The sequence below is a fragment of the Microbacterium sp. sgz311019 genome (genome assembly GCF_056135325.1).
This window is the reverse complement of sequence record NZ_JBWAXO010000004.1, coordinates 309718-335935: the sequence shown is the minus strand read 5'-3', so window position 1 is coordinate 335935 and position 26218 is coordinate 309718. Positions and strand designations below refer to the sequence as shown.

26 protein-coding genes are annotated in these 26218 nt (G+C 70.0%); 11 read left to right on the top strand and 15 right to left on the bottom strand.

Going from position 1 to position 26218, the window contains the following annotated elements:
- Positions 1 to 3 precede the first annotated feature (3 nt).
- Entirely contained in the window at positions 4 to 477 is a 474-nt protein-coding gene (locus AC0NZN_RS08725; RefSeq protein WP_474591899.1) for a winged helix-turn-helix transcriptional regulator, read from the top strand.
- 7 nt (positions 478 to 484) lie between these two features.
- Here AC0NZN_RS08725 and AC0NZN_RS08720 read toward each other — a convergent pair whose 3' ends face one another.
- The 3 genes from AC0NZN_RS08720 to AC0NZN_RS08710 form a co-directional block, all read right to left on the bottom strand.
- Positions 485 to 889, bottom strand: a complete 405-nt coding sequence (locus tag AC0NZN_RS08720; protein ID WP_474591898.1) for a VOC family protein — start codon at positions 887 to 889, stop codon at positions 485 to 487.
- Between the two features lie 116 nt (positions 890 to 1005).
- Positions 1006 to 1644, bottom strand: a complete 639-nt coding sequence (locus tag AC0NZN_RS08715; RefSeq protein ID WP_474591897.1) for a response regulator — start codon at positions 1642 to 1644, stop codon at positions 1006 to 1008.
- Positions 1641 to 2792: a sensor histidine kinase gene (locus AC0NZN_RS08710; protein ID WP_474591896.1), complete on the bottom strand. Its 1152-nt coding sequence runs from the start codon at positions 2790 to 2792 to the stop codon at positions 1641 to 1643. The genes AC0NZN_RS08715 and AC0NZN_RS08710 overlap by 4 nt, the downstream gene beginning before the upstream one ends.
- A 122-nt stretch (positions 2793 to 2914) precedes the next feature.
- On the opposite strand from AC0NZN_RS08710, the gene AC0NZN_RS08705 reads away from it, so the two are divergent.
- From AC0NZN_RS08705 to AC0NZN_RS08695, 3 genes are read left to right on the top strand one after another with little or no spacing between them, the layout of a single operon-like run.
- Entirely contained in the window at positions 2915 to 3763 is an 849-nt protein-coding gene (locus tag AC0NZN_RS08705) for a nitrilase-related carbon-nitrogen hydrolase (protein ID WP_474591895.1), read from the top strand.
- 19 nt (positions 3764 to 3782) lie between these two features.
- Positions 3783 to 5219: a dihydropyrimidinase gene (gene hydA, locus AC0NZN_RS08700; RefSeq protein WP_474591894.1), complete on the top strand. Its 1437-nt coding sequence runs from the start codon at positions 3783 to 3785 to the stop codon at positions 5217 to 5219.
- Between the two features lie 3 nt (positions 5220 to 5222).
- On the top strand, positions 5223 to 6239 hold the full coding sequence (locus tag AC0NZN_RS08695) for a TIGR03842 family LLM class F420-dependent oxidoreductase (protein WP_474591893.1): 1017 nt from the start codon (positions 5223 to 5225) through the stop codon (positions 6237 to 6239).
- Between the two features lie 5 nt (positions 6240 to 6244).
- Here the strand turns inward: AC0NZN_RS08695 and AC0NZN_RS08690 are convergent, their stop codons facing one another.
- Both AC0NZN_RS08690 and AC0NZN_RS08685 read right to left on the bottom strand, forming a co-directional pair.
- The gene (locus tag AC0NZN_RS08690; protein ID WP_474591892.1) at positions 6245 to 7531 is read right to left on the bottom strand and encodes an aspartate aminotransferase type Ic; all 1287 of its coding nucleotides are present in this window, start codon (positions 7529 to 7531) and stop codon (positions 6245 to 6247) included.
- Between the two features lie 32 nt (positions 7532 to 7563).
- Positions 7564 to 8097: an Lrp/AsnC family transcriptional regulator gene (locus tag AC0NZN_RS08685; RefSeq protein ID WP_474591891.1), complete on the bottom strand. Its 534-nt coding sequence runs from the start codon at positions 8095 to 8097 to the stop codon at positions 7564 to 7566.
- A 96-nt stretch (positions 8098 to 8193) separates the two neighbouring features.
- Here AC0NZN_RS08685 and AC0NZN_RS08680 point away from each other — a divergent pair, with 96 nt between their 5' ends.
- The 4 genes from AC0NZN_RS08680 (at position 8194) to AC0NZN_RS08665 (ending at position 13216) form a co-directional block, all read left to right on the top strand.
- Positions 8194 to 9591: a DUF6421 family protein gene (locus AC0NZN_RS08680; RefSeq protein ID WP_474591890.1), complete on the top strand. Its 1398-nt coding sequence runs from the start codon at positions 8194 to 8196 to the stop codon at positions 9589 to 9591.
- A 180-nt stretch (positions 9592 to 9771) separates the two neighbouring features.
- Positions 9772 to 11391, top strand: coding sequence for an FAD-dependent oxidoreductase (locus AC0NZN_RS08675; protein ID WP_474591889.1), 1620 nt, complete (start codon positions 9772 to 9774; stop codon positions 11389 to 11391).
- Between the two features lie 31 nt (positions 11392 to 11422).
- Entirely contained in the window at positions 11423 to 12490 is a 1068-nt protein-coding gene (locus AC0NZN_RS08670; RefSeq protein WP_474591888.1) for a threonine aldolase family protein, read from the top strand.
- 132 nt (positions 12491 to 12622) lie between these two features.
- On the top strand, positions 12623 to 13216 hold the full coding sequence (locus AC0NZN_RS08665; protein WP_474591887.1) for a nitroreductase family protein: 594 nt from the start codon (positions 12623 to 12625) through the stop codon (positions 13214 to 13216).
- A 159-nt stretch (positions 13217 to 13375) separates the two neighbouring features.
- Here AC0NZN_RS08665 and pheA read toward each other — a convergent pair whose 3' ends face one another.
- Positions 13376 to 14332, bottom strand: a complete 957-nt coding sequence (pheA, locus tag AC0NZN_RS08660; RefSeq protein WP_474591886.1) for a prephenate dehydratase — start codon at positions 14330 to 14332, stop codon at positions 13376 to 13378.
- A 67-nt stretch (positions 14333 to 14399) separates the two neighbouring features.
- On the opposite strand from pheA, the gene AC0NZN_RS08655 reads away from it, so the two are divergent.
- From AC0NZN_RS08655 to pgm, 3 genes are read left to right on the top strand one after another with little or no spacing between them, the layout of a single operon-like run.
- Positions 14400 to 14903, top strand: a complete 504-nt coding sequence (locus AC0NZN_RS08655; protein ID WP_474591885.1) for a MarR family winged helix-turn-helix transcriptional regulator — start codon at positions 14400 to 14402, stop codon at positions 14901 to 14903.
- Positions 14900 to 16168, top strand: coding sequence for an MFS transporter (locus AC0NZN_RS08650; protein WP_474591884.1), 1269 nt, complete (start codon positions 14900 to 14902; stop codon positions 16166 to 16168). The genes AC0NZN_RS08655 and AC0NZN_RS08650 overlap by 4 nt, the downstream gene beginning before the upstream one ends.
- A gap of 48 nt (positions 16169 to 16216) precedes the next feature.
- Positions 16217 to 17860, top strand: a complete 1644-nt coding sequence (gene pgm / locus AC0NZN_RS08645) for a phosphoglucomutase (alpha-D-glucose-1,6-bisphosphate-dependent) (RefSeq protein WP_474591883.1) — start codon at positions 16217 to 16219, stop codon at positions 17858 to 17860.
- Positions 17861 to 17921: 61 nt separating this feature from the next.
- Here pgm and AC0NZN_RS08640 read toward each other — a convergent pair whose 3' ends face one another.
- The 9 genes from AC0NZN_RS08640 to AC0NZN_RS08600 all read right to left on the bottom strand — a co-directional run bounded on the left by AC0NZN_RS08640 (position 17922) and on the right by AC0NZN_RS08600 (position 26203).
- Positions 17922 to 18527 (bottom strand): bifunctional 4-hydroxy-2-oxoglutarate aldolase/2-dehydro-3-deoxy-phosphogluconate aldolase, encoded by a 606-nt coding sequence (locus AC0NZN_RS08640; RefSeq protein ID WP_474591882.1) that lies wholly within the window; start codon positions 18525 to 18527, stop codon positions 17922 to 17924.
- Positions 18524 to 19414, bottom strand: a complete 891-nt coding sequence (locus tag AC0NZN_RS08635) for a sugar kinase (RefSeq protein ID WP_474591881.1) — start codon at positions 19412 to 19414, stop codon at positions 18524 to 18526. The genes AC0NZN_RS08640 and AC0NZN_RS08635 overlap by 4 nt, the downstream gene beginning before the upstream one ends.
- Positions 19415 to 19424: 10 nt before the next feature.
- The gene (gene kduI, locus AC0NZN_RS08630) at positions 19425 to 20255 is read right to left on the bottom strand and encodes a 5-dehydro-4-deoxy-D-glucuronate isomerase (RefSeq protein WP_474591880.1); all 831 of its coding nucleotides are present in this window, start codon (positions 20253 to 20255) and stop codon (positions 19425 to 19427) included.
- A gap of 49 nt (positions 20256 to 20304) precedes the next feature.
- Entirely contained in the window at positions 20305 to 21069 is a 765-nt protein-coding gene (kduD, locus tag AC0NZN_RS08625) for a 2-dehydro-3-deoxy-D-gluconate 5-dehydrogenase KduD (protein ID WP_474591945.1), read from the bottom strand.
- A gap of 8 nt (positions 21070 to 21077) precedes the next feature.
- On the bottom strand, positions 21078 to 22268 hold the full coding sequence (locus AC0NZN_RS08620) for a glycoside hydrolase family 88 protein (RefSeq protein WP_474591879.1): 1191 nt from the start codon (positions 22266 to 22268) through the stop codon (positions 21078 to 21080).
- A gap of 33 nt (positions 22269 to 22301) precedes the next feature.
- Positions 22302 to 22982, bottom strand: coding sequence for a DUF624 domain-containing protein (locus tag AC0NZN_RS08615; protein WP_474591878.1), 681 nt, complete (start codon positions 22980 to 22982; stop codon positions 22302 to 22304).
- A complete protein-coding gene (locus AC0NZN_RS08610) occupies positions 22979 to 23896 on the bottom strand; it encodes a carbohydrate ABC transporter permease (RefSeq protein WP_474591877.1) in 918 nt (305 codons plus the stop codon). The genes AC0NZN_RS08615 and AC0NZN_RS08610 overlap by 4 nt, the downstream gene beginning before the upstream one ends.
- A complete protein-coding gene (locus AC0NZN_RS08605; protein ID WP_474591876.1) occupies positions 23896 to 24825 on the bottom strand; it encodes a carbohydrate ABC transporter permease in 930 nt (309 codons plus the stop codon). Before AC0NZN_RS08605 ends, AC0NZN_RS08610 begins: the two co-directional genes overlap by 1 nt.
- Before the next feature lie 73 nt (positions 24826 to 24898).
- Positions 24899 to 26203 carry an ABC transporter substrate-binding protein gene (locus AC0NZN_RS08600; protein WP_474591875.1) on the bottom strand — a complete coding sequence of 435 codons (1305 nt, stop codon included), beginning with the start codon at positions 26201 to 26203 and terminating at the stop codon, positions 24899 to 24901.
- Positions 26204 to 26218: the final 15 nt, after the last annotated feature.

Genomic DNA, 26218 nt, shown 5'->3' with positions numbered 1-26218 from the left:
GCCATGCTGGGCCGGATGTACGACACGCAGGTGTGCTCGATCGCGCGATCGCTCGAGGTCGTGGGCGAGCGCTGGAGCCTGCTGATCATCCGCGACGCGCTCTTCGCCCGCGTCACCCGGTTCGGGGACTTCCAGCACAACCTCGGCATCGCGACGAACGTGCTGACCTCACGCCTGGAGTCGTTCGTCGACGCCGGCATCATGCAGCGCGAGGGCTCGGCCGACTACCTGCTGACCGACAAAGGCCGCGCGCTCGCCGTGGCCCTCATCGCGCTCACCGAGTGGGGTGATGAGTGGGCATCGCCCATCGACCCGCCGATCCTGTACGCGCACTCGGCATGCGGAGACGCCGTGCACGCCGCGACCGTATGCGAGACGCACGGCGCCGTTCCGGCCGCGGAGGTCGGTGTCACGATCGGGCCCGGCATGCCGGCCGAATACCTCGCCGCGCGACGCGGCGGCACGCGCGCCCGCTGAGCGCGCGTCAGGACGCCTCGGGGGAGCCAGCCTCGTCGGAGGTCAGCAGGATGACGTTGCCGTCGGGGTCGTCCACCATCGCGGCGTAGGGCCCCATCGTCTGCGTCGGCGCCATCCGGCCGTGGTAGCCGGCGGAGACCAGGTCGTCGAACGTCTTGTCGACCGCCGCATCCTCGCCGACGTAGAACTCGAGCATCTGCGAGGAGCCACCCGCGGACGGCGTCCAGGACGGGTCGTATCGCGACGCGAAGCCCGTCACGAGCAGAAGGCTCACGCCGCTGCCCATGCGGTGGATCACCATCGGCCGCGTCGCATCCGGATCCGGGATGTCGAGGCCGAGCCTGCGGTAGAAGCGGATCGACGCCTCGAGGTCGCTCACCTCGAGCACCACCATGCTGAGCTGCAGTTCCATCCCCCGATTCTGCTCCGGCCGGTCTGCGCAACTCCACGGATCCGAGCGCGGGCGGCCGCGGCGCGCCGTCGCCGCAGCGTTCGACCGCAGGATCTGTGGAGTTCCGCCCGCGGCGCTCAGGCGAGGCCGTGCTCGAACGCGAAGACGACGAGCTGCACGCGGTCGCGCAGGCCGAGCTTCGTGAGGATGCGGCTGATGTGCGTCTTCACGGTGGCCTCGGAGAGGAACTCCCGTGCGGCGATCTCGGCGTTGCTCAGGCCGCGCGCGGCGAGCGCGAAGATCTCGCGCTCGCGGTCGGTGAGCGCCGCGTACTCCGGCGGCACAGCGCGGGGAGCGGCATCGGCGAAGTGGGCGAACAGGTCGCGGGTGGCGGAGGCCGCGATCACCGCGGAACCCGCATGCACGGTGCGGATCGCCGCGAGCAGGAACTCCGGGTCCGCGTCCTTCAGCAGGAAGCCGCTCGCGCCCCCGCGGATCGCCCGCGCCGCCGCCTCGTCGAGGTCGAACGTCGTCAGCATCACGACGCGCGGTGGCGTCGCGTCCCGCAGCAGCTCGGCGGTCGCCGCGAGTCCGTCCATGACCGGCATCCGGATGTCCATGAGCACGACGTCCGGCCGCGTCGCCCGCACGACCGAGACTCCTTCCGAGCCGTCCGACGCCTCGCCGACGACCTCGAGGTCGGGCTGTGAGTCGACGAGCATCCGGATGCCGGCGCGGAACAGCGCCTGATCGTCCACGAGCGCGACCCGGATCATGCGGTCACGACCCCGACCGGGAGGGTCGCGCGCATGACGAAGGACCCCGCATCCTCCCCCGCCTCCAGCGCACCGCCCACGAGCTGCGCGCGCTCGCGCATGCCGATCACCCCGTGGCCGGGTCCCGACTCCGACGCGCCGCGCAGCGGGTTGGCGACGACGAGGTCGACGCGGTCGGGATGCCAGGCGAGCGAAAGCTCCACGGGCGATGCGCCGTGCCGCAGCGCGTTCGTGAGGGCCTCCTGCAGGATGCGGTACACCGCGAGCTGGATCGCCGCCGGCGGCTCCGCCAGGGGCATCGGGGCCACGGTGACCCGCAGGTCGACGCCGGCGGCGCGCACCTGCGCGTACAGCGCATCGAGGTCGGCGAGCGTCGGCTGCGGCGCGTCGGCCTGGGAGTGGCGCAGCTGCGTGAGCAGCAGCCGCACATCGGCGAGCGCCGCGCGCGCCGTCGCCGAGATGGTTTCGAGGGCCCCGGTCGCCAGCGCCGGATCGGTCGCCGCCGCATAGCGCGCCCCGTCGGCCTGCGCGATCACGACGGCCAGCGAATGGGCGACGACGTCGTGCATGTCGCGGGCGATGCGCACGCGCTCCTGCTCCGACGCCGTCTCGCTCTCGGCGCGCACCTGTGCCGCACGGTTCTCGCGGGCGCGCCGGGCGGTGCGCACGAGCGCGCCGATCGTCCAACACAAGAGCAGGCCGAAGGATGCCGCGATCCACATGACCCCCGCGAGCGTGACGTCCTGCCAGCTGATCCCGATGCCGAACGCCGTGCGGAGCAGGTAGAGGTACACCGTGATCACGAAGGCGCCGACGATCGCCGAGGAGAAGCCGAGCCAGAAGACGAGCCGCGTCCCGTAGGCCGCCGTGACGTACAGCACGCCGAGGATCGCCGCGTTGCTCGCCATCGGGTCCAGGCCCGCGCCCATCTGCACGAACGCTCCGGCCCACGCGATCGCGAGTGCGAGCCCCGGCGAGAGCCTGCGGACCGCGAGGGCGCCCGCCATGATCATCCCGACGAGCACGGTTGCCAGCCCGTGGAGGCTCGCGATCGAGCCCGCGACACCGGCGAAGCCGGTCAGCAGGAAGAACACCGCCGCCACGATGATGTCCGTCATGAGCTGGCGGGTCGAGAGCTGACGGATCACCCCTCGACGGTACGCGAGTGCGGATGCGGGCCGCATCCGTCTCGGGATGTATCCCTCTTGCCCGACGCGCCCGCAGGCTCTACGTTGCGGAACACGGGTGAAACGAGGGGAACGGGGACGCGATGACGACGGTGCGGGCGGCGATCAGCCAGACCACGTGGACGGGCGACAAGGAGTCGATGCTCGACAAGCACGAGGGATTCGCGAGGGATGCCGCCGCGCAGGGCGCCCAGGTCGTGTGCTTCCAGGAGCTCTTCTACGGCCCCTACTTCGGGATCACACAGGACAAGAAGTACTACCGGTTCGCGGAACCGGCCGACGGTCCGATCGTGCAGCGCTTCGCCGCGCTCGCCGAGGAGCTCGGGACGGTCATGGTGCTCCCGATCTACGAGGAGGCGCAGACGGGCGTCTACTACAACACGTCGGTACTGGTGGATGCCGACGGCACGATCCTCGGCAAGTACCGCAAGAACCACCTGCCGAACCTCGACCGGTTCTGGGAGAAGTTCTACTTCCGCCCCGGCAACCTCGGCTACCCGGTGTGGGACACCGCGGTCGGCAAGGTCGGCATGTACATCTGCTACGACCGCCACTTCCCCGAGGGATGGCGCGAGCTCGGCCTCAACGGCGCGCACATGGTCTTCAACCCCAACGCGACGAAGCCCGGGCTCTCGAACCGGCTGTGGGAGGTCGAGGGGCCCGCCGCGGCCGTCGCGAACGGGTACTTCGTGCTGCAGCCCAACCGGGTCGGCCGCGAGGACAACGAGTACGGCGAGCTCGCCGTCGACTTCTACGGCACGAGCCAGGTGATCGATCCGCGGGGCAACTTCGTCGGCGAGCGCGGCTCGAGCGAGCACGAGGAGCTGCTGGTGCGCGACCTCGACCTCGACCTCGTGCAGGCGATGCGCGACGACTGGCAGTTCTATCGCGACCGCCGGCCCGACACCTACGGCGACATCACGGCACCCTGAGCAGATCGAGGAGCGAACAATGGCCACCACCCTCATCTCCGGCGGGACCCTCGTATCGGCCACCGGCAGCGCCCCGGCGGACGTCCTCGTCGACGGCGAGACGATCGCCGCGGTGCTGGCGCCCGGCTCGCAGCTGCTCGGCACCGACCTCGCGGCATCCGTCGACACCGTCATCGACGCGACGGGCAAGTACGTGATCCCGGGCGGTATCGACGCCCACACCCACATGCAGCTGCCGTTCGGCGGCACGGAGGCCTCGGACACCTTCGAGACCGGCACGCGCGCGGCCGCCTGGGGCGGCACCACGACGATCGTCGACTTCGCGGTCCAGCGCGCCGGCGAGCGCGTGCAGGACGGTCTCGCCGCCTGGCACGAGAAGGCCGCCGACAACTGCGCGATCGACTACGGGTTCCACCAGATCATCGGCGGCGTCGACGCGGATGCGCTCGCGGCGATGCCGGGCCTCGTCGACGAAGGCATCACGAGCTTCAAGCTCTTCATGGCGTATCCGGGCGTCTTCTACTCCGACGACGCCCAGGTGCTGAAGGCCATGCAGGTCTCCCGCGACACCGGCATGCTGACCATGATGCACGCCGAGAACGGGCCGGTCATCGACGTGCTCGCGGCGCAGCTCGTCGAGCAGGGCAAGACCGACCCGTATTTCCACGGCGTCGCACGCGCCTGGCAGATGGAGGAGGAGGCGACGCACCGGGCGATCATGATCGCCCACCTCACCGGCGCGCCGCTCTACGTCGTCCACGTGAGCGCGAAGCAGGCGGTCGAACAGCTCGCCGCCGCGCGCGACCGGGGACAGAACGTCTACGGCGAGACCTGTCCCCAGTACCTCTATCTCTCGCTCGAGGAGCAACTGGGCGCATCGAGCGAGGAATGGGGCGCGTTCGAGGGTGCGAAGTGGGTGTGCTCGACCCCGCTGCGCTCGCGGGCGGAGGGCCACCAGGACCACATGTGGCAGGCGCTGCGGACGAACGATCTGCAGATGGTCTCGACCGACCACTGCCCGTTCTGCATGAAGGACCAGAAAGAGCTCGGGCGCGGCGACTTCCGCGCGATCCCGAACGGCATCGGGTCGATCGAACACCGGATGGACCTCATGTACCAGGGGGTCGTGACAGGGCGCATCACCCTCGAGCGCTGGGTGGAGCTGACCTCCACGACCCCCGCCCGGATGTTCGGCATGTACGGCCGGAAGGGCGTGATCCAGCCGGGCGCCGACGGCGACATCGTCGTGTACGACCCGAACGGCCACACGTCGATCGGGCTCGGCAAATCACACCACATGAACATGGACCACTCGGCGTGGGAGGGCTTCGAGATCGACGGGCACGTCGACACCGTGCTCTCGCGCGGCAAGGTCATCGTCGACGACGGGGCCTACCTCGGCGCCAAGGGCGACGGCCGGTTCCTCAAGCGCGGCCTCAGCCAGTACCTGGTGTAGCCCATGGATTTCGGCGTCGTCCTGCAGACCAACCCGCCCGCCGCGCGCACCGTGCAGCTCGCGAAGCTCGCCGAGGCGCACGGCTTCAGCCACGTCTGGACCTTCGACTCGCACCTCCTGTGGGAGGAGCCCTACGTCATCCACTCGGCGATCCTGGCCGAGACGAAGCGCGTGGTCGTCGGGCCGTTCGTGACGAATCCGGCGACCCGCGACTGGACGGTCACGGCATCCGTCTTCGCGACGCTCAACGAGCTCTACGGCAACCGGACGATCTGCGGCATCGGCCGCGGAGACTCCGCCGTCCGCGTGACGGGCGGCAAGCCGACCACGATGGCGGAGCTGCGTGAGGCGATCCACGTCATCCGCGAGCTCGCGAACTCGCGCTCCGTGGAGTACAACGGCGCGACGCTGCAGTTCCCGTGGAGCCGCGGCTCGAGCCTCGACGTGTGGGTCGCCGCCTACGGCCCGCTCGCTCTGAAGGTCGCGGGAGAGGTCGGCGACGGCTTCATCCTGCAGCTCGCGGACGTGGACATCGCCGCGTGGATGATCAAGACGGTGAGGGATGCCGCGTCCGCCGTCGGCCGCGACCCCGACGCGCTCGCGTTCTGCGTGGCCGCGCCCATGTACATCGGCACCGACTGGGAGCACATGCGCGACCAGTGCCGCTGGTTCGGCGGCATGGTCGGCAACCACGTCGCCGACATCGTCGCGAAGTACGGGCACCACGGCGCCGTCCCCGACGAGTTGACCGCGTACATCGAAGGACGCACCGGCTACGACTACAACACGCACGGCCGGGCGGAGAACGTCCACGTCGACTTCGTCCCCGATGAGATCGTCGACCGGTTCTGCATCCTGGGATCGGCGGAGCACCACATCGCGAAGCTCGAGCAGCTCCGAGACCTCGGCGTCACGCAGTTCGCCGGCTACCTCCAGCACGACAGCAAGGAGGAGACGATGCGCGTCTACGGAGAGACCGTCATCCCGGCGCTCGCGGCACCGGTGACCGCGAAGCGCTGAGCTGCCTAGCCGGCCGCCTCCGTCGCCGCTTCGGCGGCGGCGAGAAGGACGCAGGTGGCCACCGCATCCATCGCCTTCTGCACCTCATCGAGCGGCGGCATGCTCGGCGCGAGCCGGATGTTCCGGTCGTCCGGGTCCCGGTGGTAGGGGAACGTGGATCCGGCGGGGGTGAGAGCGACGCCTGCCGCCTTCGCGAGTTCGATGACACGTGTCGCCGTGCCGGGCACGACGTCGAGCGAGACGAAGTACCCGCCCTTCGGGGTCGTCCAGGACGCGATGCCGAGGCCGCCGAGGCGCGACTCGAGGGCGTGCTGCACGGCGGCGAACTTCGGCGCGAGGATGCCGCGGTGCCTCTGCATGAGCGCCCGCACGCCGTCGGCGTCGCGGAAGAACAGCGCGTGCCGGAGCTGGTTGACCTTGTCCGGCCCGATCGACTGGACGGCCAGGTGCGAGCGGAACCAGGCGATGTTGGCCGGGGATGCGGCGACGAACGACACACCGGCCCCGGCGAAGGTGATCTTGGAGGTCGACGCGTACATCAGCACGCGGTCGGGGTTTCCCGCCTCGGCCGCGAGGCCGAGCGCGTCGGCGGACGGCGTCTCCTCGTCCGTGAGGTGGTGCAGGGCGTAGGCGTTGTCCCAGATGATCCGGAAGTCTGCTGCTGCGGCCGGCATCGAGACCAGCCGGCGGGCCATCTCAGTGGTGACCGTCGCGCCGTCGGGGTTGGCGTAGGTCGGCACGACCCACATGCCCTTGATCCGGGGGTCGTCGGCGACGAGCGCCGCGACGGCCTCCGCATCCGGGCCGTCCGGCGTCATCGGGACGGGGATCATCCGGATGCCGAGGGCCTCGGTCACCGCGAAGTGCCGGTCGTAGCCCGGCACCGGGCAGATGAAGCTCACGGCCTCCTCCCGCGACCAGGGCCGCGGCGAGCCCGGGACCCCGAAGAGCATCGCGTACACGAGGGTGTCGTACATGAGCGTGAGGGTCGCGTTGCCCTGCGCCAGGAGCTGCTCGACCGGCACGTTCAGCAGCTCGGCGAAGATGGCGCGGAGCTCCGGGAGGCCGTCGAGGCCGCCGTAGTTGCGCACGTCGGTGCCGTCCGCGGCGAGGAACCGCTCGGGGCCGGGCAGCTCGAGCAGCTCGCCGGACAGGTCGAGCTGCTCGGCCGAGGGCTTGCCGCGGGTCAGATCCAGCCGCAGGCCGAGCGCTTGGAGCTCGGCGTACGCCGCACGGCAGGCGTCGAGGTCGAGGGCGTTCGAACGGTCGGGAGCCTCTGCGGGGGTGGTCACGACCGCGACTCTACCCGGGCTGCCGCGCTCGCTCACGCGGGTGCGATCGGCCGGTTCTCGTAGAAGGTCTGCAGCACGATCGTGGTGCGCGTGCGCACGTTGGCCGCGAGCCGGACGTCGCGGATCAGGCGCTCCAGCTCGCGGGGCGACGCGACCCGGACGAAGAGCATGTAGCTCGCGTCACCGGCGATCGAGTGGCACGCCTCGATCTCGTCCAGGTGCTCCAGCAGCTCGGGCGCGTTGTCGGGCTGGGCGGGGTCGAGCGGCGTGATCTCGACGAACGCGGAGAGCGGCTTGCCGATCGCCTCGGCGTCGAGGATCGGCCGGTAGCCCGAGATGACGCCCCGCGACTCGAGGCGGCGCAGCCGCGCCTGCACGGCCGACACCGACAGCCCGACCTCGGCCGACAGCTCCGCCAGCGTCGCGCGGGCGTTGCTCGAGATCGCGGCGACGATCAGTGCGTCGGGGGCGTCGAGATGCCCGCCCCCGGGAACGTCCGGGGCCACGCGGCCGGAGGCCCCGGGCAGCGCGCCCGCGCTGTTCGGAGTGGGCGTGGAGAGCGTCATGCCGTAAGATTATCGGCATCCGGCCCCATTTGCCGTAAATGTTCCATGTGCCAACACCGCGAGCGCGGCCAGACTCCACGATCGGAGGTTCCCCCCGTGTCCCTCACCCACACGAACGACCAGGTGATCATCGGCGAGCCCGAGGTCGTCGAGGACTCCGCCGCCTGGCTCGCGCTGAAGGATGCCGCCACCGAGCTGCAGGGCCTCCAGGCACAGGACGGCAGCGTTCCCGCGGAGGGCGACAAGCCCCGTGCCGCCGAGCTCGTCGTGGCGATCGTGCGCAGCATCCGCGCGCTCGCCCCGCTCTTCCCGCACGACGCGGACTACCTCGAGGCGCTGCCCGTCGACTTCGAGCGCTGGATGGACGGCGGCTTCGGCGTGCCCGACTTCCTCGACTCGCTCGTGGCCTTCCAGCCGCAGCGGCACCGGGTGGACGGCATCCGCCACCTCGTCGTCTTCCCGATGTACACGCAGAACGGCTCGTCGAACCGCCATGTCGAGGCGCTGCTCGTCGAGGTCATCTGGCCCGAGTTCATCGCGCAGCTCGAGACCGAGTACACGAACAAGCTCTTCGTGTCGCTGCGTCTGGTCGACTTCACCCCGGGCTACGACACGAACTCGGCCGTCCTGTTCCCGGAGACCGTCGCGATGCGCGAGATCCCGACCTTCACGTGGGGCGCGATCTTCCAGGACCGCGAGGCCGCCCGCTACCGCCGCGTCGTGCGCGCCGCATCCGCGATCACCAAGCTCGAGCTGCCCGCAGATGCCGCCGCGATGCTCGATGACCAGGCGCTCACCGAGAAGACGTTCGTGATGTGGGACATCATCCACGACCGCACCCACATGCGCGGTGACCTTCCGTTCGATCCGTTCATGATCAAGCAGCGGATGCCGTACTTCCTGTACTCGCTCGAGGAGCTGCGCTGCGACCTCACGGCTTTCCGGGAGTGCGTCGCGATCGAGAAGCGACTCTCGGGGGCGGCCGCGCTCGACGCGGCGGAGCGCGAGATGCTCCAGCACGCCAAGCTCGTGCAGTACGCGGTGATCTTCGACCGCATCTTCCGGTTCGCGATCACCGGCAGCCGTGTGCGCAACTACGACGGCGTCGGCGGCCAGCTCCTGTTCGCCTGGCTGCACCAGCGCGGCGTGCTGCACTGGACCGACACCGCTCTCGCGTTCGACTGGGACGCCGTGCCCGCCGCGGTCGTGGCCCTGGGAGATGCGATCGACCACCTGTACTGGCAGTCGATCGACCGGCCGAAGACCGCCCACTGGCTCGCCGCCTACGACCTCGTGCGCGGAACGCTGACTCCGAACCCGGCGTCCGCGTGGGCGCGCGGGCTCCCGGACGAGATCCTCGCCGGGACTCCGAAGGGCTACACGGATGCCGTGATGGATGACGAGTTCCCGCTGTCGATGTTCTTCGAGGCGCTCGACAAGAAGATGAAGCCGGTGATCGAGTCGACCGCGGGCATCCGCGGCACGGACGCCTGAGACGACGAAGCGCGCCGGGTGCTGGGGACTCGGCGCCGACCCCGTTGACGTGCCCTGAATGCACGACATGCCCGCCGTGTCGCGGTGCGATAGGGCAAGTCAACGGGGTGACGTCGGGCGGAGGTGCGTTGACCGGCACTGGCGGGCTCGCTATCTTCAGCGCATGACCCTGGTCGGCGCATGATCACCACGGAGGAGCTGCGCGGCATCACGGCCTTCGCAGCGCTGCCGCAGGAGGCCATCGACTACCTCGTGGCCTCGGTGGAGGACATCCATCTCTCGCCCGGAGAGTACTTCGCGCACGAGGGGGACGACCGCGCTGTCTTCGTGGTCGTCGAGGGGCATGCCGAACTGACCAAGATCGTGAACGGCGACGAGCGGGTCATCGGCGAGCGGAACCCCGGGATGTTCTTCGGCGATGTGCCGATGACGTTGAGCACGCCGTTCCCGGCGAGCGGTCGGGCGACGCAGCCGACCCGCATCATCCGGCTCGATCCGACCGTGTACTACACGCTCGCCGCCATGGCGCCTTCGGTGCCGGCGTTCGTGGCATCCCTCGCCCGCCGCCACCTGGACTGGTTGCAGACGGTCGCCGGGGAACAGCCGGAGGCGGCGGCGCGGGTCATCGCACCGCGCTCGGACGCCGCCACGCGCGAGGCGGTCGTCTTCCTCACCCGCAATCAGGTCCCGTTCGAGCGCGTCACCGTCGCAGACGACGCGGATGCCTCGGCGTACCCGATCATCGAGCTCGCGAACGGGCGGCGGTTCGAGGGGCCGCCGCTGCGCGAGGTCGCGAAGCTCGTCGGGCTCGAGATCGAGCCGTCGTCGGGGCATTACGATGTTGCGATCCTCGGGGCGGGACCGTGCGGGCTGACGGCCGCCGTCAATGCGGCCGCCGAGGGCCTGCGCACGCTCGTCATCGAGTGCCTCGCCCCCGGCGGCCAAGCCGGCACGTCCAGCCGGATCGAGAACTACACGGGCTTCCCGTTCGGCATCTCGGGCGACGACCTCGCGAGCCGGGCGCTGCGCCAGGCCCGCCGCCTCGGGGCCGAGATCGTCGTCACTCGCACCGCGGAGGCCCTGCGGCCGTCGCGCGAGCAGATCGTCCTCGATGGCGGCGAGACGCTGAGCGCACCCGTCGTGATCATCGCGACCGGCGTCGCGTGGCGCCGGCTGCCGGTGGCCGACATCGACCGCTTCCTCGGCAACGGCGTCTTCTACGGCGCCGCCCGCAGCGACTCGACCGTCGCCCGCGGCGCGGACATCGCGATCGTCGGCGCGGGGAACTCGGCCGGGCAGGCGGCCATCTTCTTCTCCCGCTTCGCGCGGTCGGTCACGCTGCTCGTGCGCGGCGCGTCACTCGACGCGAGCATGTCGCGGTACCTCATCGACCAGATCGCGGCGCACGAGGGCATCAGCGTCCAGACGCGCAGCGAAGTCGTGGGCGTCCGCGGCGAGCGGAGCCTGGAGGCCGTGGACGTCGTCGACCGGGTGACCGGAGAGACGACGACCCGGCACCACACCGTGCTCTTCGTGATGATCGGCGCGGATGCGGTGACCGACTGGCTTCCCGAACAGATCGCGCGGGACGAGCACCACTACATCCCGACGGGCGGGGATGCGGCGGCCACCCCGCAGTGGACGTCCGATCGCCGCCCCTTCGGACTCGAGACGAGTGCACCCGGGATCTTCGCCGTCGGGGACGTCCGGTCGGGCTCGGTGAAGCGCGTCGCCGCGGCCGTGGGCGAGGGCGGCATGGCGATCGCCCAGGTGCATCAGTACCTCGCGCTCCACCGCTGACCGCGCGACCGACGCCTTAGGCTGGTAGATCGTGACCACGATCCACGACACCGCCGTCCGCGGCTTCGCCTCCGACAACTACTCGGGTGTGCACCCCGAGGTGCTCGCCGCCATCGCCGCCGCCAACGAGGGCCACCAGATCTCGTACGGCGAGGACGCCTATACCGAGCGCCTGCACGAGCTGTTCGTCGAGCACCTGGGCGAGGGCGTGGAGTCGTTCCCCGTGTTCAACGGCACGGGCGCCAACGTCACCGGGCTGCAGTCGATGCTCCCCCGCTGGGGCGCCGTGGTCGCCGCATCCACCGCCCACATCAACGTCGACGAGGGCGGAGCCCCCGAGCGGGTCGGCGGCATCAAGATCCTGAACGTTCCCACCGACGACGGAAAGCTCACACCCGAGCTCATCGACCGCGAGGCGTGGGGCTGGGGCGACGAGCACCGCGCTCAGCCGCTGGCCGTCGCGATCACGCAGTCCACCGAGCTCGGCACGCTGTACTCGGTCGCGGAACTGCGAGCCATCACCGATCACGCGCACGCGCTCGGCATGCACGTGTACATGGACGGCGCGCGAATCTCCAACGCCGCCGCGGCACTCGATCTGCCGCTGCGCGCCTTCACACGCGACGCGGGCATCGACGTGATGAGCTTCGGCGGCACCAAGAACGGCGCGCTGCTCGGCGAGGCGATCGTCGTCCTGAACCCCGAGGCATCCACGGGTCTGATCTACCTCCGCAAGCTCAACATGCAGCTCGCGTCGAAGATGCGGTTCGTGTCGGCACAGCTGGTCGCCCTGCTCGAGAACGACCTGTGGCTGCGCAACGCGCGGCACTCCAACGCCATGGCTCAGCGACTGCGCACGGGGGTCGAGGCTGGCATCGCCGACGGCACGATCCGCGGCGTGGCATTCACGCAGAAGACGCAGTCCAACGGCCTGTTCGCGACGCTGCCCGACGGCGCGGCCGACAAGCTGCGCGAGCGCTTCCGCTTCTACGACTGGGATGCCTCGCGCAACGAGGTCCGCTGGATGTGCTCGTTCGACACCACCGAGGACGACATCGACGCGTTCGTCGCGGCCATCGCGGAGATCACCGGCGGCTGACGGCGGTTCGCCGTCCGAGGGATGACGAAGTCTTACGCGCACTCGGGAGACCCATAGGGTGCGCGCGGTTGAATGACGCGTCAACCGAATGTGCCGGTGGGTCCCGGCATCCTGCCCCCGAGAAAGACGGCCATGCCTCTCGCCTCAGAAATCGCCTCCCGCCACGCCCAGACCGACGCGCCCCTCATCGGCGCCCTCGTAGAGCGCTGGAGCCCGCGCGCCTACGACCGCGACGCCGTCGTCTCATCCGAGGTCGTCGACGTGCTGCTCGAGGCCGCCCGCTGGGCGCCCTCGGCCAACAACTCGCAGCCGTGGCGCTTCGTCGTGGCCCGCCGCGGCACCCCCGAGTTCGCCGCCATCCACGACGCCCTGATGGGCTTCAACCAGGCCTGGGCCGACTCGGCCGCGGTGCTCATCGTCAACATCGCCGAGACGACGGATGCCGAGGGCCGCGAGCGCCCGTGGGCGACCTACGACCTCGGGCAGGCGGTCGCGCATCTCAGCGTGCAGGCGCAGCACGAGGGCCTGCACACCCACCAGATGGGCGGCTTCGACGGCGAGGCGCTCGCGGCCGCGTTCGACCTCGGCGACACGCGGCGGGTCGTGTCGGTGATCGCCCTCGGCGTGCCCGGCGACGTGGACGCCCTTCCCGACGCCCTGCGCGAGCGCGAGATCGCTCCCCGCCAGCGCCTGACGCTCGACGAGCTGGTCCTCCGCACCGCCTGAGCCCCCGCGTCGAAGGCCGGGTTCCTGCGATCCGGCGAGTTGGCGGTGATCCGGCGGAAATCGGGCGATCCCGCATTGGTCGCCCGATTTCCGCCGGATTACCGCTCTTGCGCAGGGAAAGGGCGGGAAGCCCCCGGCATGTGCTGGGGGCGGCGGGGATCAGACCTCGGGCTCGCCGGCGAGCAGGCCGCGGAGCCAGTCGCGGGCCTCGACGAACACCTCGTCGGAGTAGCGCTGCGGGTAGTGGATGATCACCCGGTCGGCGCGCGGGTACGACCCGAGGAAGACGACCTTCGGGCTGAAGCGGCGCAAGCCGAGCAGGGCATCCGCCATGCGCTCGTCCTCGATGTGCCCGTCGGCGTCGATCACGAACCGGTACCGTCCGAGCTCGTCGCCGATGGGCCGGGAGGCGAGCAGCGACAGGTTGATGCCGCGCGTCGCGAACTGCTCGAGGAGGTCGAGCAACGCGCCGGGGTGATCCTCGGGCAGCTCGACGATGAGCGAGGTCTTGTCGGCGCCGGTCGGCGCGGGCGGCGGCGCGACGCGGCTGACGAGCACGAAGCGCGTCACGGCGTTGGAGTTGTCGCCGATGTCTTCGGCGAGCACCTCGTACTCGTGGTGCGCGACGACTCCCGGTGCGGCGACGGCGGCGTCCGCGCCGCTCGTCCCCTCGACGATGCCGAGGGCGCTGGCGACATTGCTGGCGGCCGGCAGATGCTCGTGGCCCGGGATGTTGGCGGTCAGCCACTGCAGTGACTGTCCGTAGGCGACGGGATGCGCAGCGACCACCGTGACGTCCTCGAGCCGCGTCCCGGGACGGGCGACCAGCACGAAGTTCACGGGCACCAGGTACTCGCCGACGATCCGGAGGCCGGGGATGGTCGCAAGGGCGTCCTGCGTCGTCGTGACGCCGCCGTCGACCGAGTTCTCGATGGCGATCATCGCCGCATCGGCGCGGCCTTCGATGACATCCGCGAGCGCCTCGCCGACGTTGCGGACGGGCCGCCACTCCTGGCCGCGCGCCTCGGGGACCTGCGCGAGCGCCGCCTCCGTGAAGGTGCCCGCGGGTCCGAGGTAGCTGTAGACGCGGCGGGATTCCTGGGGGTCTGCGTTCACCCCGCAAGCCTAGTAGTGGCTTCCTTCCGCGCTGCCGTATTTCTATCAGTGCTGTTATATTAGCCCTGTGACATCTGACGGACAGCGGCGGCCGGCATCCATCGAAGAACTGCCCAGCGTGTGGCGCCCGCTCGCGACGATGCGCAAGCGCATGGATGCGAGCCTCGGCGACCTCTACGACGAGCTCGGCATCGAGGGCGTCAGCACGCGCTTCAGCATGGCGGTCATGTTCCTGGCCGACGGGGATGCGACGATCCGCTCGCTCGCCGAGCGCTGCGGTGTGACGCACTCGGCGATGAGCCAGTCCGTGACGGCGATGAAGAAGGCCGGCCTCGTCACCTCGGCGCCGGGCGAGGATGCGCGCTCCCGTGTCGTCACGCTCACCGATGCGGGCCGGCGCCTCGCCCCGTTGCTGTGGGACGAGTGGTACGCCACCGAGGCCGCGGTGGCCGAGCTCGACACCGAGCTGAGCATGCCGCTCGGCGCCTTCGTCGCGGAGGTCGACGCCGCCCTGGACCGCGAGTCATTCGCGGACCGCGTCCGCCGCCACCTCGACGGGCGCCGCACATGATGCGCTCGCACCTCGTCGACGTCAGGCCCCTGCGGACGAGCCGCCCGTTCCGGGCGTTCTGGGCCGGCACCGCCATCTCGCAGTTCGGCGGCAGCATGTCGTCGTTCGCCCTCCTCTACTTCGTCTGGGACATCTCGCGCTCGGCGGTGATCGTGGGGCTCGTCGGGCTGGTCGTGGCGATCCCGCTGGTCGTGTTCGGCCTGGTCGGCGGGCACCTCGCCGACACCGTCGACCGTCGGGCGATCCTGCTGTGGGCGCGGTCGGGTCAGCTGGCGGTCAGCATCGGAACGGCGGCGCTCGTCATCGGCGGGGTGCGCAGCATCCCGATCCTGTTCGTGATGATCGCGCTGAACGCGGCGCTGTCCTCGCTCAGCGCGCCCGTCGCCCAGACCGTGCCGCCGATGCTGCTGGCGGGCACCGATCTCTCGGCGGGCCTTGCCCTGACCCGGCTGGCCGGCAAGCTGGCCCTCCTCACGGGACCGGCGATCGGCGGTGTCCTCGTCGCCACGATCGGCGTCGGGGCGTGCCTCGTGGTCGATGCGCTGACGTTCCTCGCCGCCCTGTGGGGCATCTCCCGACTGCCCCGGCACGTGCCGCGGGCGACGAAGACGTCCGACGGTGGCGAGCCGGAGCGGACGCGCATCCTCGGCGGGCTGCAGTTCGTCGTGCGGACGCCCGTCATCCTCGGTGCGTTCCTCGTCGACATCTGCGCGATGGTCCTCGCGCTCCCGGCGGCGCTCTTCCCCGTTATCAACGCCGAGCGCTTCGGCGGCTCGCCCCTCACGCTCGGCCTCATGCTGCCCGCGATCGGTCTGGGCGGCGTCATCGCCGGCCTCCTCTCCGGCCGCCTCACCGCGTATCCGCGGCAGGGGCTCATCATGCTCACCTCCTGCGCGGTGTGGGGCGCCGCCACAGCCGCATTCGGCGCGAGCCCGACCCTTCCGCTCGCCCTCTTGTCGCTCGTGGCCGCGGGGGCGGCGGACACCTTCACCGTCGTGAGCCGCGGGACGATCGTGCAGACCGCGACACCCGACGAGCTGCGCGGCCGCGTGAGTTCGCTCGACTATCTCGTCGGCGCGGGCGGACCCAGCCTCGGCGACCTCCGGGCCGGCGTCATCGCGGGGGCGACGAGTGGCGCCGTCAGCTGCGTCCTCGGCGGCCTGGCGTGCGTCGTCGGAGCGGGCGCGATCGCGGGTGCGTCTCCGCGGCTGCGCCGATGGAGGCTCACACCCGCGCCCGCAGGGCAGGTCGACCCGGGGACCTGACCGAACGACCGACGTGACCTCAGCGCCGGATCGGGGCAGACTGGGGCCATGAGCCGCGCAGGACTTCCCGCCGAAGCATCCGATCTGATCGACGTCGACGAGCTGATCAACGCCTACTACGACAGGAAGCCCGATCCGGCCGTGCCGGAGCAGCGTGTCGCGTTCGGCACGAGCGGGCACCGCGGCTCGTCGCTGTCGACGAGCTTCAACGAGGTGCACATCCTCGCGACGACCCAGGCGATCGTCGACTACCGCACCGAGCAGGGCATCGGCGGTCCGCTGTTCCTCGGCCGCGACACCCACGGGCTGTCGCTGCCCGCCGAGCGCAGCGCCGTCGAGGTGCTCGTCGCGAACGGCGTCGACGTGCGGCAGGACTCCCGCGACTCGTGGGTGCCGACGCCGGGCGTGAGCCACGCGATCCTCACCTACAACCGCGGGCGGGATGCCGGCGACCCCGGCCGCGCCGACGGCATCGTCGTCACGCCGAGCCACAATCCGCCGCGCGACGGCGGGTTCAAGTACAACCCTCCGCACGGCGGGCCGGCCGACACCGATGCCACCGGATGGATCGCCGACCGCGCCAATGCCCTCATTGCCGCGGGCCTCGAGGGGGTCAAGCGCACCAAGTGGTCGGACATCGACCCCGACAAGCTCGGCGAGTACGACTTCCGTGAGGCCTATGTGCGCGACCTCGTGAACGTCATCGACATGGAGGCCATCAAGACGTCGGGCATCCGCATCGGCGCCGACCCGATGGGCGGCGCATCCGTCGACTACTGGGCGCTCATCGGCGAGATGTACGAGCTCGACCTGACGGTCGTGAACCCGACCGTCGACCCGACGTGGAAGTTCATGACCCTCGACTGGGACGAGAAGATCCGCATGGATCCGTCGTCGCCGTCGGCGATGGCGGGTCTCGTCGCGCGCCGGTCGGAGTACGACATCCTCACCGGCAACGACGCGGATGCCGACCGCCACGGCATCGTCACGCCCGATGCGGGCCTCATGAACCCGAACCACTTCCTCGCGGTCGCGATCGACTACCTGTACGCGCACCGGCCGGGCTGGGCGGACGATGCCGCGATCGGCAAGACGCTCGTGTCGTCGATGATCATCGACAAGGTCGCGGCATCCCTCGGCCGCACGCTCCTCGAGGTGCCGGTCGGATTCAAGTGGTTCGTCCCGGGCCTGCTCGACGGCTCCGTCGCCTTCGGCGGCGAGGAGTCCGCCGGCGCATCGTTCCTCCGCATGGACGGCGGCGTCTGGACCACCGACAAGGACGGCATCCTGCTGTGCCTGCTCGCCTCCGAGATCCTCGCCGTGACGGGCAAGACGCCCTCGCAGCGGTACGCGGAGCTCGAGGCCGAGTTCGGGTCCTCCGCGTATCAGCGGGTGGATGCGCCTGCCACCCCGGCGCAGAAAGCGGCGCTGTCGAAGCTCTCGCCGGATGCCGTCACCGCGACCGAGCTCGCCGGAGAACCCATCACCGCGAAGCTGTCGCACGCGCCGGGCAACGGCGCCGCGATCGGCGGCCTCAAGGTCCAGACCGACGACGCCTGGTTCGCCGCCCGGCCCTCGGGCACAGAGGACGTGTACAAGCTGTACGCCGAGTCGCTGCGCGGCCCCGAGCACCTCGCCCGCGTGCAGGTCGAGGCGCGCGAGGTCGTGAACGAGGCCCTCGGCAACGCGTGATCCCACCGACGCCGGAACCGGCCCGGGTGCTCGCCACGTGCACCCGGGCCGGTTCGGTCTTTCACCCGCGAGCGGCGAGCACCTCGGCCAGGCGCTCGAGCTGCGCCGGGTCTTCGAGGGCCGAGCCGACGGCTGCGACCCGGACGCCTGCGGCGAGGTATTCGCCGACATTCGCGGCGTTCAGGCCGCCGGTCGCGACGAACCGCACCTGCGGGAAGGGCCCCCGGATGTGCGCGAACCAGCCCGTGCCGAGCCAGGTCGCCGGGAACGCCTTCAGCCAGGTGAGTCCGAGCGCGAGCGCCGCCTGCACCTCGCTGGGCGTCGCCACGCCGGGGAGGATCGGGATGCCGCGCTCCTGCGCGGCCCGGACGACGGCGGGGTCGAGGCCGGGCGAGACGAGGTACCGGGCGCCTGCGGAGATCGCGGCATCCACCTGCTCGACCGTGATGATCGTGCCTGCGCCGACGAGCTTGCCGCGCTCCTCGCCGAGGCGCACGACCTCGCGGAGCGCGGCGTCGTCCTCCTTCGTCTGGAGCGGCACCTCGACGGCGTCGATTCCGAGGTCCCACGCTGTCGTCGACAGCGCCGCGGACCGCTCCACCCCCATGCCGCGCAGGATCGCCATGAGCGGCGCGTCGGCGAACGCATCCTCGAACCAGTCGGTCATCCGTGTTCCTCTTCGTCGGGCCAATCGGCGGTGGTGGCGAGGGTGAGGGCGGCGCGCGAGTGTCCCGCGCGCAGGCGTTCGTCGATGGGCCAATCGTCGAGGAGCGCAGCGAGGTAGCCGCCCGCGAAAGCGTCGCCCGCGCCGACCTCCTCGACGACCTCGACCTTCAGAGCCGAGACGAACACCTCGTCCTCGCCGACGAAGGTCGTCGCGCCGTACGCGCCGTCCTTCACGACGAGCTCGCCGACATCGGGCAGCAGCGCGCGCACCTCGGCGGGCGTGGCCGTCCCCCACAGGCGTTCGGCCTCGTCACGGCCGACGAAGACGATGTCGGCGCGCGCGGCGACGGGCTTCAGCGCGGCTCCGGCGGTCGCCGCATCCCACAGGGCCGGACGGTGGTTGACGTCGAAGCTGACGAGGACGCCGGCCTCGCGCGCCCGGGCCATGATGCGATCGAGGAACTCGGCGGCGGACGCCGAGATGACCGCCGTGATGCCCGACACGTGCAGCACCCGGACGCCGCCCAGGTCGACCGCGTCGGCGTCTGCAGCGGACAGGAAGGATGCGGCCGACCCGGCTCGGTAGTAGTGCACGCCGTGCCCGGGGTCCTTGACGTAGAGGCCCGTCGGGTGCGCCGCATCCCGGATCACGGCCGAGACGTCGATCCCGCGCGCGGTGAGGTGCTGCAGGATGCGGTCGCCCAAGGGGTCCGCGCCCAGGCGACTGAACCAGGCCGACGGGTGACCGAGCGCCGCAACGTGACCGGCCACGTTCGACTCGGCACCACCCGAGTCGACGCGGAAGGCCTCGGCCGCCTGCAGCCGCTCCGCCGCGAGCGGGGCGACCATGGCCATCGTCTCGCCGGCGGCGAGCAGCATCCCGCTCATCTGATCCCGCTCACTTCAGGTCGGTGACGGGAGCCGCGTCCATGTCGTCGAACGTCTGGTTCTCGCCCGCCATCGCCCATACGAACGAGTATGCCGCCGTGCCGACGCCCGAGTGCAACGACCAGCTCGGCGAGATGATCGCCTGCCGGTCGGCCACGACCAGGTGACGGGTCTCCTCCCGCTCGCCGAGCAGGTGGATGACCCGGGCATCCTCGGGCACGTCGAAGTACAGGTAGCACTCGGTGCGCCGGTCATGAGTGTGGGCCGGCATCGTGTTCCACATCGAGCCCGCGTGCAGCTGGGTGACGCCCATCACGATCTGGCAGCTGCGGATGCCGTTCTCGTGGATGTACTGGTTCAGCGTGCGACGGTTGCTCGTCACCTGGTCGCCGAGCTCCCGCACGGTGCCCTCACCCGGCGAGACGAGCGCGGCCGGGTAGGTCGTGTGCGCCGGGGCGGAGAAGAGGTAGAACTGCGCGGTTTCGCCCGCGAACGACACCTCGCGGATGCCGCGGCCGAGGTACAGGCACGCCCCGTTCACGAGCTCGTACACCTCGCCGTCGGCGGTGACCGTGCCGGTTCCGCCGACGTTCACGACACCGAGTTCGCGGTGCTCGAGGAAGTACTCGCTGCGGATCTCGGGGTATCCACCGAGCTCGAGCACACCTCCCGCGGGCGCCGCACCGCCCAGGACGATCCGGTCATGGTGCGTGTAGGTGAGACGGATCTCGCCGGGGACGAAGACCTCCGGGATCAGGTAGGTGTCGCGGAGGTCCTGCGTCGTCATGCCCGGAATCTGGGTGGGATTGGTCGCGTAGCGCTGCTCGATGGGCGTGGCCATGATGCTCCTGTTCGGGTGTCAGCAGAGGAGGGAGGGGCGTTCGCGGGGCTCAGCGGACGAGCCAGCCGCCGTCGACCGGCACGATCGCGCCGGTGACGTAGGCCGCGGCGTCCGAGGCGAGGAAGACGAAGACGCCCTGCAGGTCGTCAGGGGTGCCCCAGCGTCCGGCGGGAATGCGGGCGACGATAGATGCCTCACGTTCGGTGTCCGCGCGCAGGGCCGCGGTGTTGTCGGTCGCCATGTAGCCGGGGGCGACGGCGTTCACGGTGACGCCGGACGCCGCCCACTCGTTCGCCAGCGCCTTCGTCAGCCCGGCCACCGCGTGCTTGGACGCGGTGTAGGCGGGCACGAAGACGCCGCCCTGGAACGACAGCATCGAGGCGACGTTGATGATGCGGCCGCCTCCCTGCGCGATCATGTGCCGACCGGCCGCCTGAGACAGGTGGAACACGGCGTCGAGGTTGACGGTCAGCACGTCGTCCCAGTCATCGGCGGCGTAGTCGACGGCCGGCGCGCGACGGATCGTGCCGGCGTTGTTGACCAGGATGTCCAGACCGCCGAGCTCGGCGATCACCTCGGCGACGGCATCCGCCAACTCCGCGGGGGTCGCGGTCGCGAAGTCGAGGCGGATCGGGTGGACGCGACGGCCCAGCGCCCGGATGCGCTCCGCGGTCTCGGACGCATCGCCCCGGTCGAGCAGCGCGACGTCGGCGCCCGCCTCGGCGAGCGCGATCGCCGCGCCCTGGCCGAGCCCGCGGCTGGAGCCGCTGACCAGTGCGACCTTGCCGTCGAGGCGGAACGAATCGAGGATCATGCGGCGGCTCACCAGTACAGCCGCCACTCGGGGTCGACCGTGCGCATGAGCGCCTCCATGTAGAAGTAATCGCCCCAGAGGTTCCCCTCATCGATGCCATGGTCGCCGGGCAGGTTGTAGACGCCGTGCAGCAGGAGAGCGTCCGATTCCGCTTCGGCCGGCGTGTAGTTCTCGATCAGCGAGGCGAGGATCCGATCCGCCGCCGCGGTCGCGCGCTCGGCGGCCTGGGAATCGGTCTCGACGATCGCCAGCTCCCGCAGCCCCGAGACCGCGATGGCCGCCGCCGAGCTGTCGCGGGGTTCATCGCTGCCATCCGTGTAGACGAGGTCCCAGTAGGCGACGCCGTCGGCGGGCAGGTGCGCGAGGAAGTAGCGGGCGCAGCGGCGAGAGGCCTCCAGGAACCGCTCGTCGCCTGTCGCCCGGTAGTTCAGAGCGAAGCCGTAGATGCCCCATGCCTGCCCGCGCGACCAGCAGGAGTCGTCGAACGCCCCCTGCGCCGTCGAACCCCGGAGCGCCTCACCGGTGTCGGCGTCCCAGGAGAACGTGTGGAAGGTCGAGTCGTCCGCGCGGATGATGCGCTCGCTGAGCTGGAGGGTGTGCCGGCGGACCGCGTCGGCGTACCGCTCCTCACCGGTCTGCTCGCACGCCCACGTCAGCAGCGGCATGTTCATGAGGCTGTCGATGATCGTCCGCCCGCGCTCGCCGGGATCGGTCAGGTCGCCCCACGCCTGGATGATGCCCGCGGGCTCGAGGAAGCGGGTCATGAGATGGTCGGCGGCCCCGAGCGCCGCGGCACGCGCCTTCTCGTCACCGGTCAGCCGCCACGCCGACACGCAGGCGAGGCTGTAGAGAAACCCGAGGTCATGCATGTCGAGGTCTTCGCCGTCGTGCAGCCGGCGGGCGAAGTCCACCGTGTGCTGCAGTGCGGAATCGCGGAAGGCCTCATCCCCAGTCGCCTCCCACGCGATCCACTGCATCCCGGGGACGAAGCTCGTCGTCCACCCGTGGTTGCCTCCCTCGGCGATGCTCCCCGCCGCCGGACGGAGCGGATAGACCCCGTCGCGGGTGGTGTCGTCGGGGTAGAGGTCGCCGAAGCGGTCGATGTTGCGACGCGTCGTCTCGATGGCCGCGGCGAGGGCTTCGCGCACAGCGATGCGGGATGCGCCGGTGTGGTCGGGCGCAGAGGTGAGGGAGGTCATTCCTTGGCAGTCCTTGTCGATTCTTCGGAGAGGTCAGTCGTGCGCCGGATGGGCGACGGGAAGCACGGGGCTCAGGGTGAAGCGCGAGTTCGCCCAGATGAGGTAGAGGGCAGCAGCGGCCGTGACGCCTGCTGCCACTGCGGGCATGTTGGCGAAGAGAGCGATCTGCAGTCCGCCGATCAGCAGCGACACGAGGGTGAGGTACCAGCGCGCGATTCCGAGCCGCATGGCGGCACGGAGCACATCGCGCATCCGTGCGGCCGGAACCTCTGCGATCGCGACGAGGGCGAGGATGCCGAGCGCAAGGGCCAGCACTGCCAGCACGAGCAGCGCGGGCACGACTACCACGCCGAGTGTCGACCCGGAGAGGGCGCGCACGTCCACGAACAGCACGACGAGGATGGCCGCGACGCCGGCGCCGACGACGAGCGCCTTGCGCCAGGTGGCCGCGTACCCCCGGAGGAACGCGCGCACGGGACCGTCGCCGCCGCTGCCGTGCGCGCGGAAGACCGCGAAGGCCGCGGTCAAAGCCGGCGCGCACAGCGCTGCGGTGGCCGCAATGTACGGCCACGACTGTGCGGGATCGGTGCCGATCGTGAGCATGAGCAGAGGCAGGCAGGCGACGACGAGCATCGCGTTCGTGACGAGCCCGAGGTACACCACCTCGAAGGCCGTCGCCGCGAAGCCGTGGGAGATCCGTCGCATCGCCGTCATCCCTTCATCCCGCTCGTCGCGATTCCCTCGATGAAGTACTTCTGACCGAGGAGGAACACGACCGCGATCGGCACCACCGAGATCACGAGGCCCGCGAACATGAGGCCGTAGTTCGCGTCGAACTGATTGCTGACGAAGGTCTGCAGGCCGAGCTGGAGGGTCCACAGATCGGGGTTGCGCAGGTAGATGAGCGGTCCGAGATAGTCGTTCCACACCGCGACGAACGTCAGCAGGATGAGGCTCGCGATGGCCGGCACGGACAGCGGGACCATGATCCGCCACCAGATGCCGTATTCGCTCAGGCCGTCGATGCGGGCCGCCTCGGAGAGCTCCTCGGGGATCGTCTCGTAGTACTGCTTCATGAGGAACACGCCGAACGCGCTGAAGGCCTGCAGCAGGATGATCGACCACAGCGTGTTCGCCAGGTGCATCTTCGACAGCATGATGAACTGCGGGATCATGTACGACTGCCACGGCACCGCGATGGTCGCGATGTAGGCGAGGAAGAGGACGTCGCGGCCGCGGAACTTCGTGCGGGCGAACCCGTAGGCCGCGAACGAGCCCGTGAACACCTGCAGGATCGTGACGGCTACGGCGAGCACGAGCGTGTTGCGGATCCAGACGATGATGTTCGAGTGCGTCCAGATCTCGACGTAGTTTCGCCAGTCCAGCGTCTCCGGCAGCCACTTCACCGGCACCGTGAACACCTCGTTGGCCGGCTTGAGCGAGCTCGAGAGCATCCAGAAGAACGGGACGAGCAGACCGAAGGCCGCCGCGATGAGCACGACGTAGCCGAAGAAGCGTCCGATCCGACGGAGTCCCGACCGGTGCGTGCGCACGGCGGGCGGTCGCGGTTCTTCGGCGAGCTGGTGCAGTCCCCGCTGCAGGCTGGCAGGTTCGGTGATCGCACTCATCAGGCACTCCGTCGCTTGTTGATGAGGAACTGGATGATCGTCACGGCGATGCAGATGAAGAACAGGACCATCGACGCCGCCGAGGCGTAGCCGAATTGGTTCTGCACGAACGCCGTCTGGTAGATGAACTGCGACAGCACGAGGGTGGCGTTTCCCGGACCGCCGTTGGTCATCACGAGGATCAGATCGAAGATCTTGAACGAGTTGATCGTCAGCATCACGGTCACGAAGAAGGTCGTCGGCCGCAGACAGGGCATGGTCACGTTCCAGAACCGCTGCCACACGCCCGCGCCGTCGACCCGCGCCGCCTCGTGCAGTTCACGGGGCACGGTCTGCAGACCCGCGAGGAACAGGATCATGTAATAGCCCATGTCGCGCCAGGTGCTGACGATGACGGTGGCGGGCATGGCCCAGGTCGTCGACTGCAGCCACGTGGGCGGGTTCTGGATGCCGATGGTGTGCAGGAACTGGTTGATCGGGCCGTATTGCGGGCTGAACAGCAGGTTCCACACGACCGCGATCGCCACGATCGACGTGATGTAGGGGAAGAAGGCCGCCGTACGGAAGAAGGCGAGGCCTCGCAACGAGGTGTTGAGCAGCAGCGCCAGCCCCAGCGAGACGACGAAGGTCAGCGGAATGTGGAGGATCGCGTAGAAGAAGGTGTTGATCAGCGCGACATGGAACGTCGTGTCGCCGATCAGCCGCCGGAAGTTCGCGAGACCCGTCCAGGTGGCCGTGCCGAAGATGTTCCAGTTCGTGAAGCCGAGGTAGAACAGCGTCACGACCGGAATCAGGGTCAGCACGGCGAAGCCGATGAAGTTCGGCAGGATGAAGCTCCAGCCGATCAGCGTGTTGCGCAGACGCAGCTTCGATCGACGCCGCCGCGCGGGAATCGGCGGGGAATCGACGTCGGTGGCGATCGCCGTCATTGCTCTTCCTTACAAGGGGAGGGGATGCGAGTGGCAGGGTGGGGCGCGCAGGAGCGCGCCCCACCCCCAGGGGTCAGCCGGCCTGGTTCTTGAACTGGGCCTCGGCGTCGGCGATGCCCTTGTCGATCGACGAGGAGCCGGTCATGATCGCGCTGTGCATCGGCGTCAGCGCTGTCTGTGCGATCGGCGTCTTCGCTGCAGGCGGGTTCTGCGGGGCGATCTTCTGGCTGCCCCAGGCGAACTTCGACAGCGCGTCGGTCGGAACACCGGACTGGCTGAAGTAGCTCTTGACGACGGCATCCGTCATGAGAGCCGGAGTGATGCCGATCTTCGTCAGCTCGAGCGCAGCCTTCTCCGTCTCGATGTAGGCGAGGAACTCCTTCGCGGCGGCGAGCTTCGCACCCTCGGTCTTGACGTTGATCGCGTAACCGGTCGGGTCGCCGAAGGTGACCGGTGTCTTGTCCGTGCCGGCGGTCGCGGACGTGCGCTGCGGAACCGGTGCCATGCCCCACTGGAACTTGTCCGCGTCGCCGCTCTTCTGCTGGGTGAGCAGGGCGGACACGTACCACGTGCCCATGAGCAGCATGGCCGCCTGCTGCTTGCCGAACTGGGCCTGGTACGTCGACTTGTTCGCCGTCGCCGTCGCGTAGGGCAGCTGCAGGCCCTCGTCCTGCATCTTGAGCGCCTGCTCGTAGTAGGACTTCATGTAGCCGTAATTGCCCGAGTTCATCGATGCCTTCGGCGTCTGGGCTGTCGCGAAGCCCTGCACCTGCGAGTTCCAGGAATGCAGGTACGCGGGAAGCGCCGCGCTGCCGGCTGCCTTCAGGCCGGTCTTCAGCTTCTCCGCGGCGGCCGTGTAGTCGTCCCACGTCCACGTGCCGTCAGGATCGGGGACGCCCGCCGCCGTGAAGAGATCCTTGTTGTAGAACAGGACGTTGCCGTCGATGCGGTACGGCACGGCGTACTGCTTGCCGTCGAACTTGTAGGAGTCGGTGCCCTTCAATCCCTTCGCCAGCGCGACGTCGGAGACGTCGACCAGCTGGCCGCCGGAGGCGAACGTGACCAGGTCGGTGACCTGCTTGATCGCGAGGACGTCGGGCGCGGTCCCGGCCGCGAGGTCGGCGGTCAGCAGCGTGGCGTACTGGGCGGCGTCATAGCCCTTGACCTCGACGGTGACGTTCGGGTGCAGCTTGTGGAAGCCGTCGGCCAGCGTCTGGAACTCCGGCGCCGTGGCCAAGGTCCACCCCGACACGGTGAGGGTCACCGGCTTGTTGTCGGCCGTCGCCGACGGGGCGGCTGCGGCTCCGCCGCTGCAGGCTGCGAGCGACAGCGTGGCGACGACGGTGATCCCCGCCGCGGCCGCGATCTTGCGGTTCATGTGATGCTGCTCCTT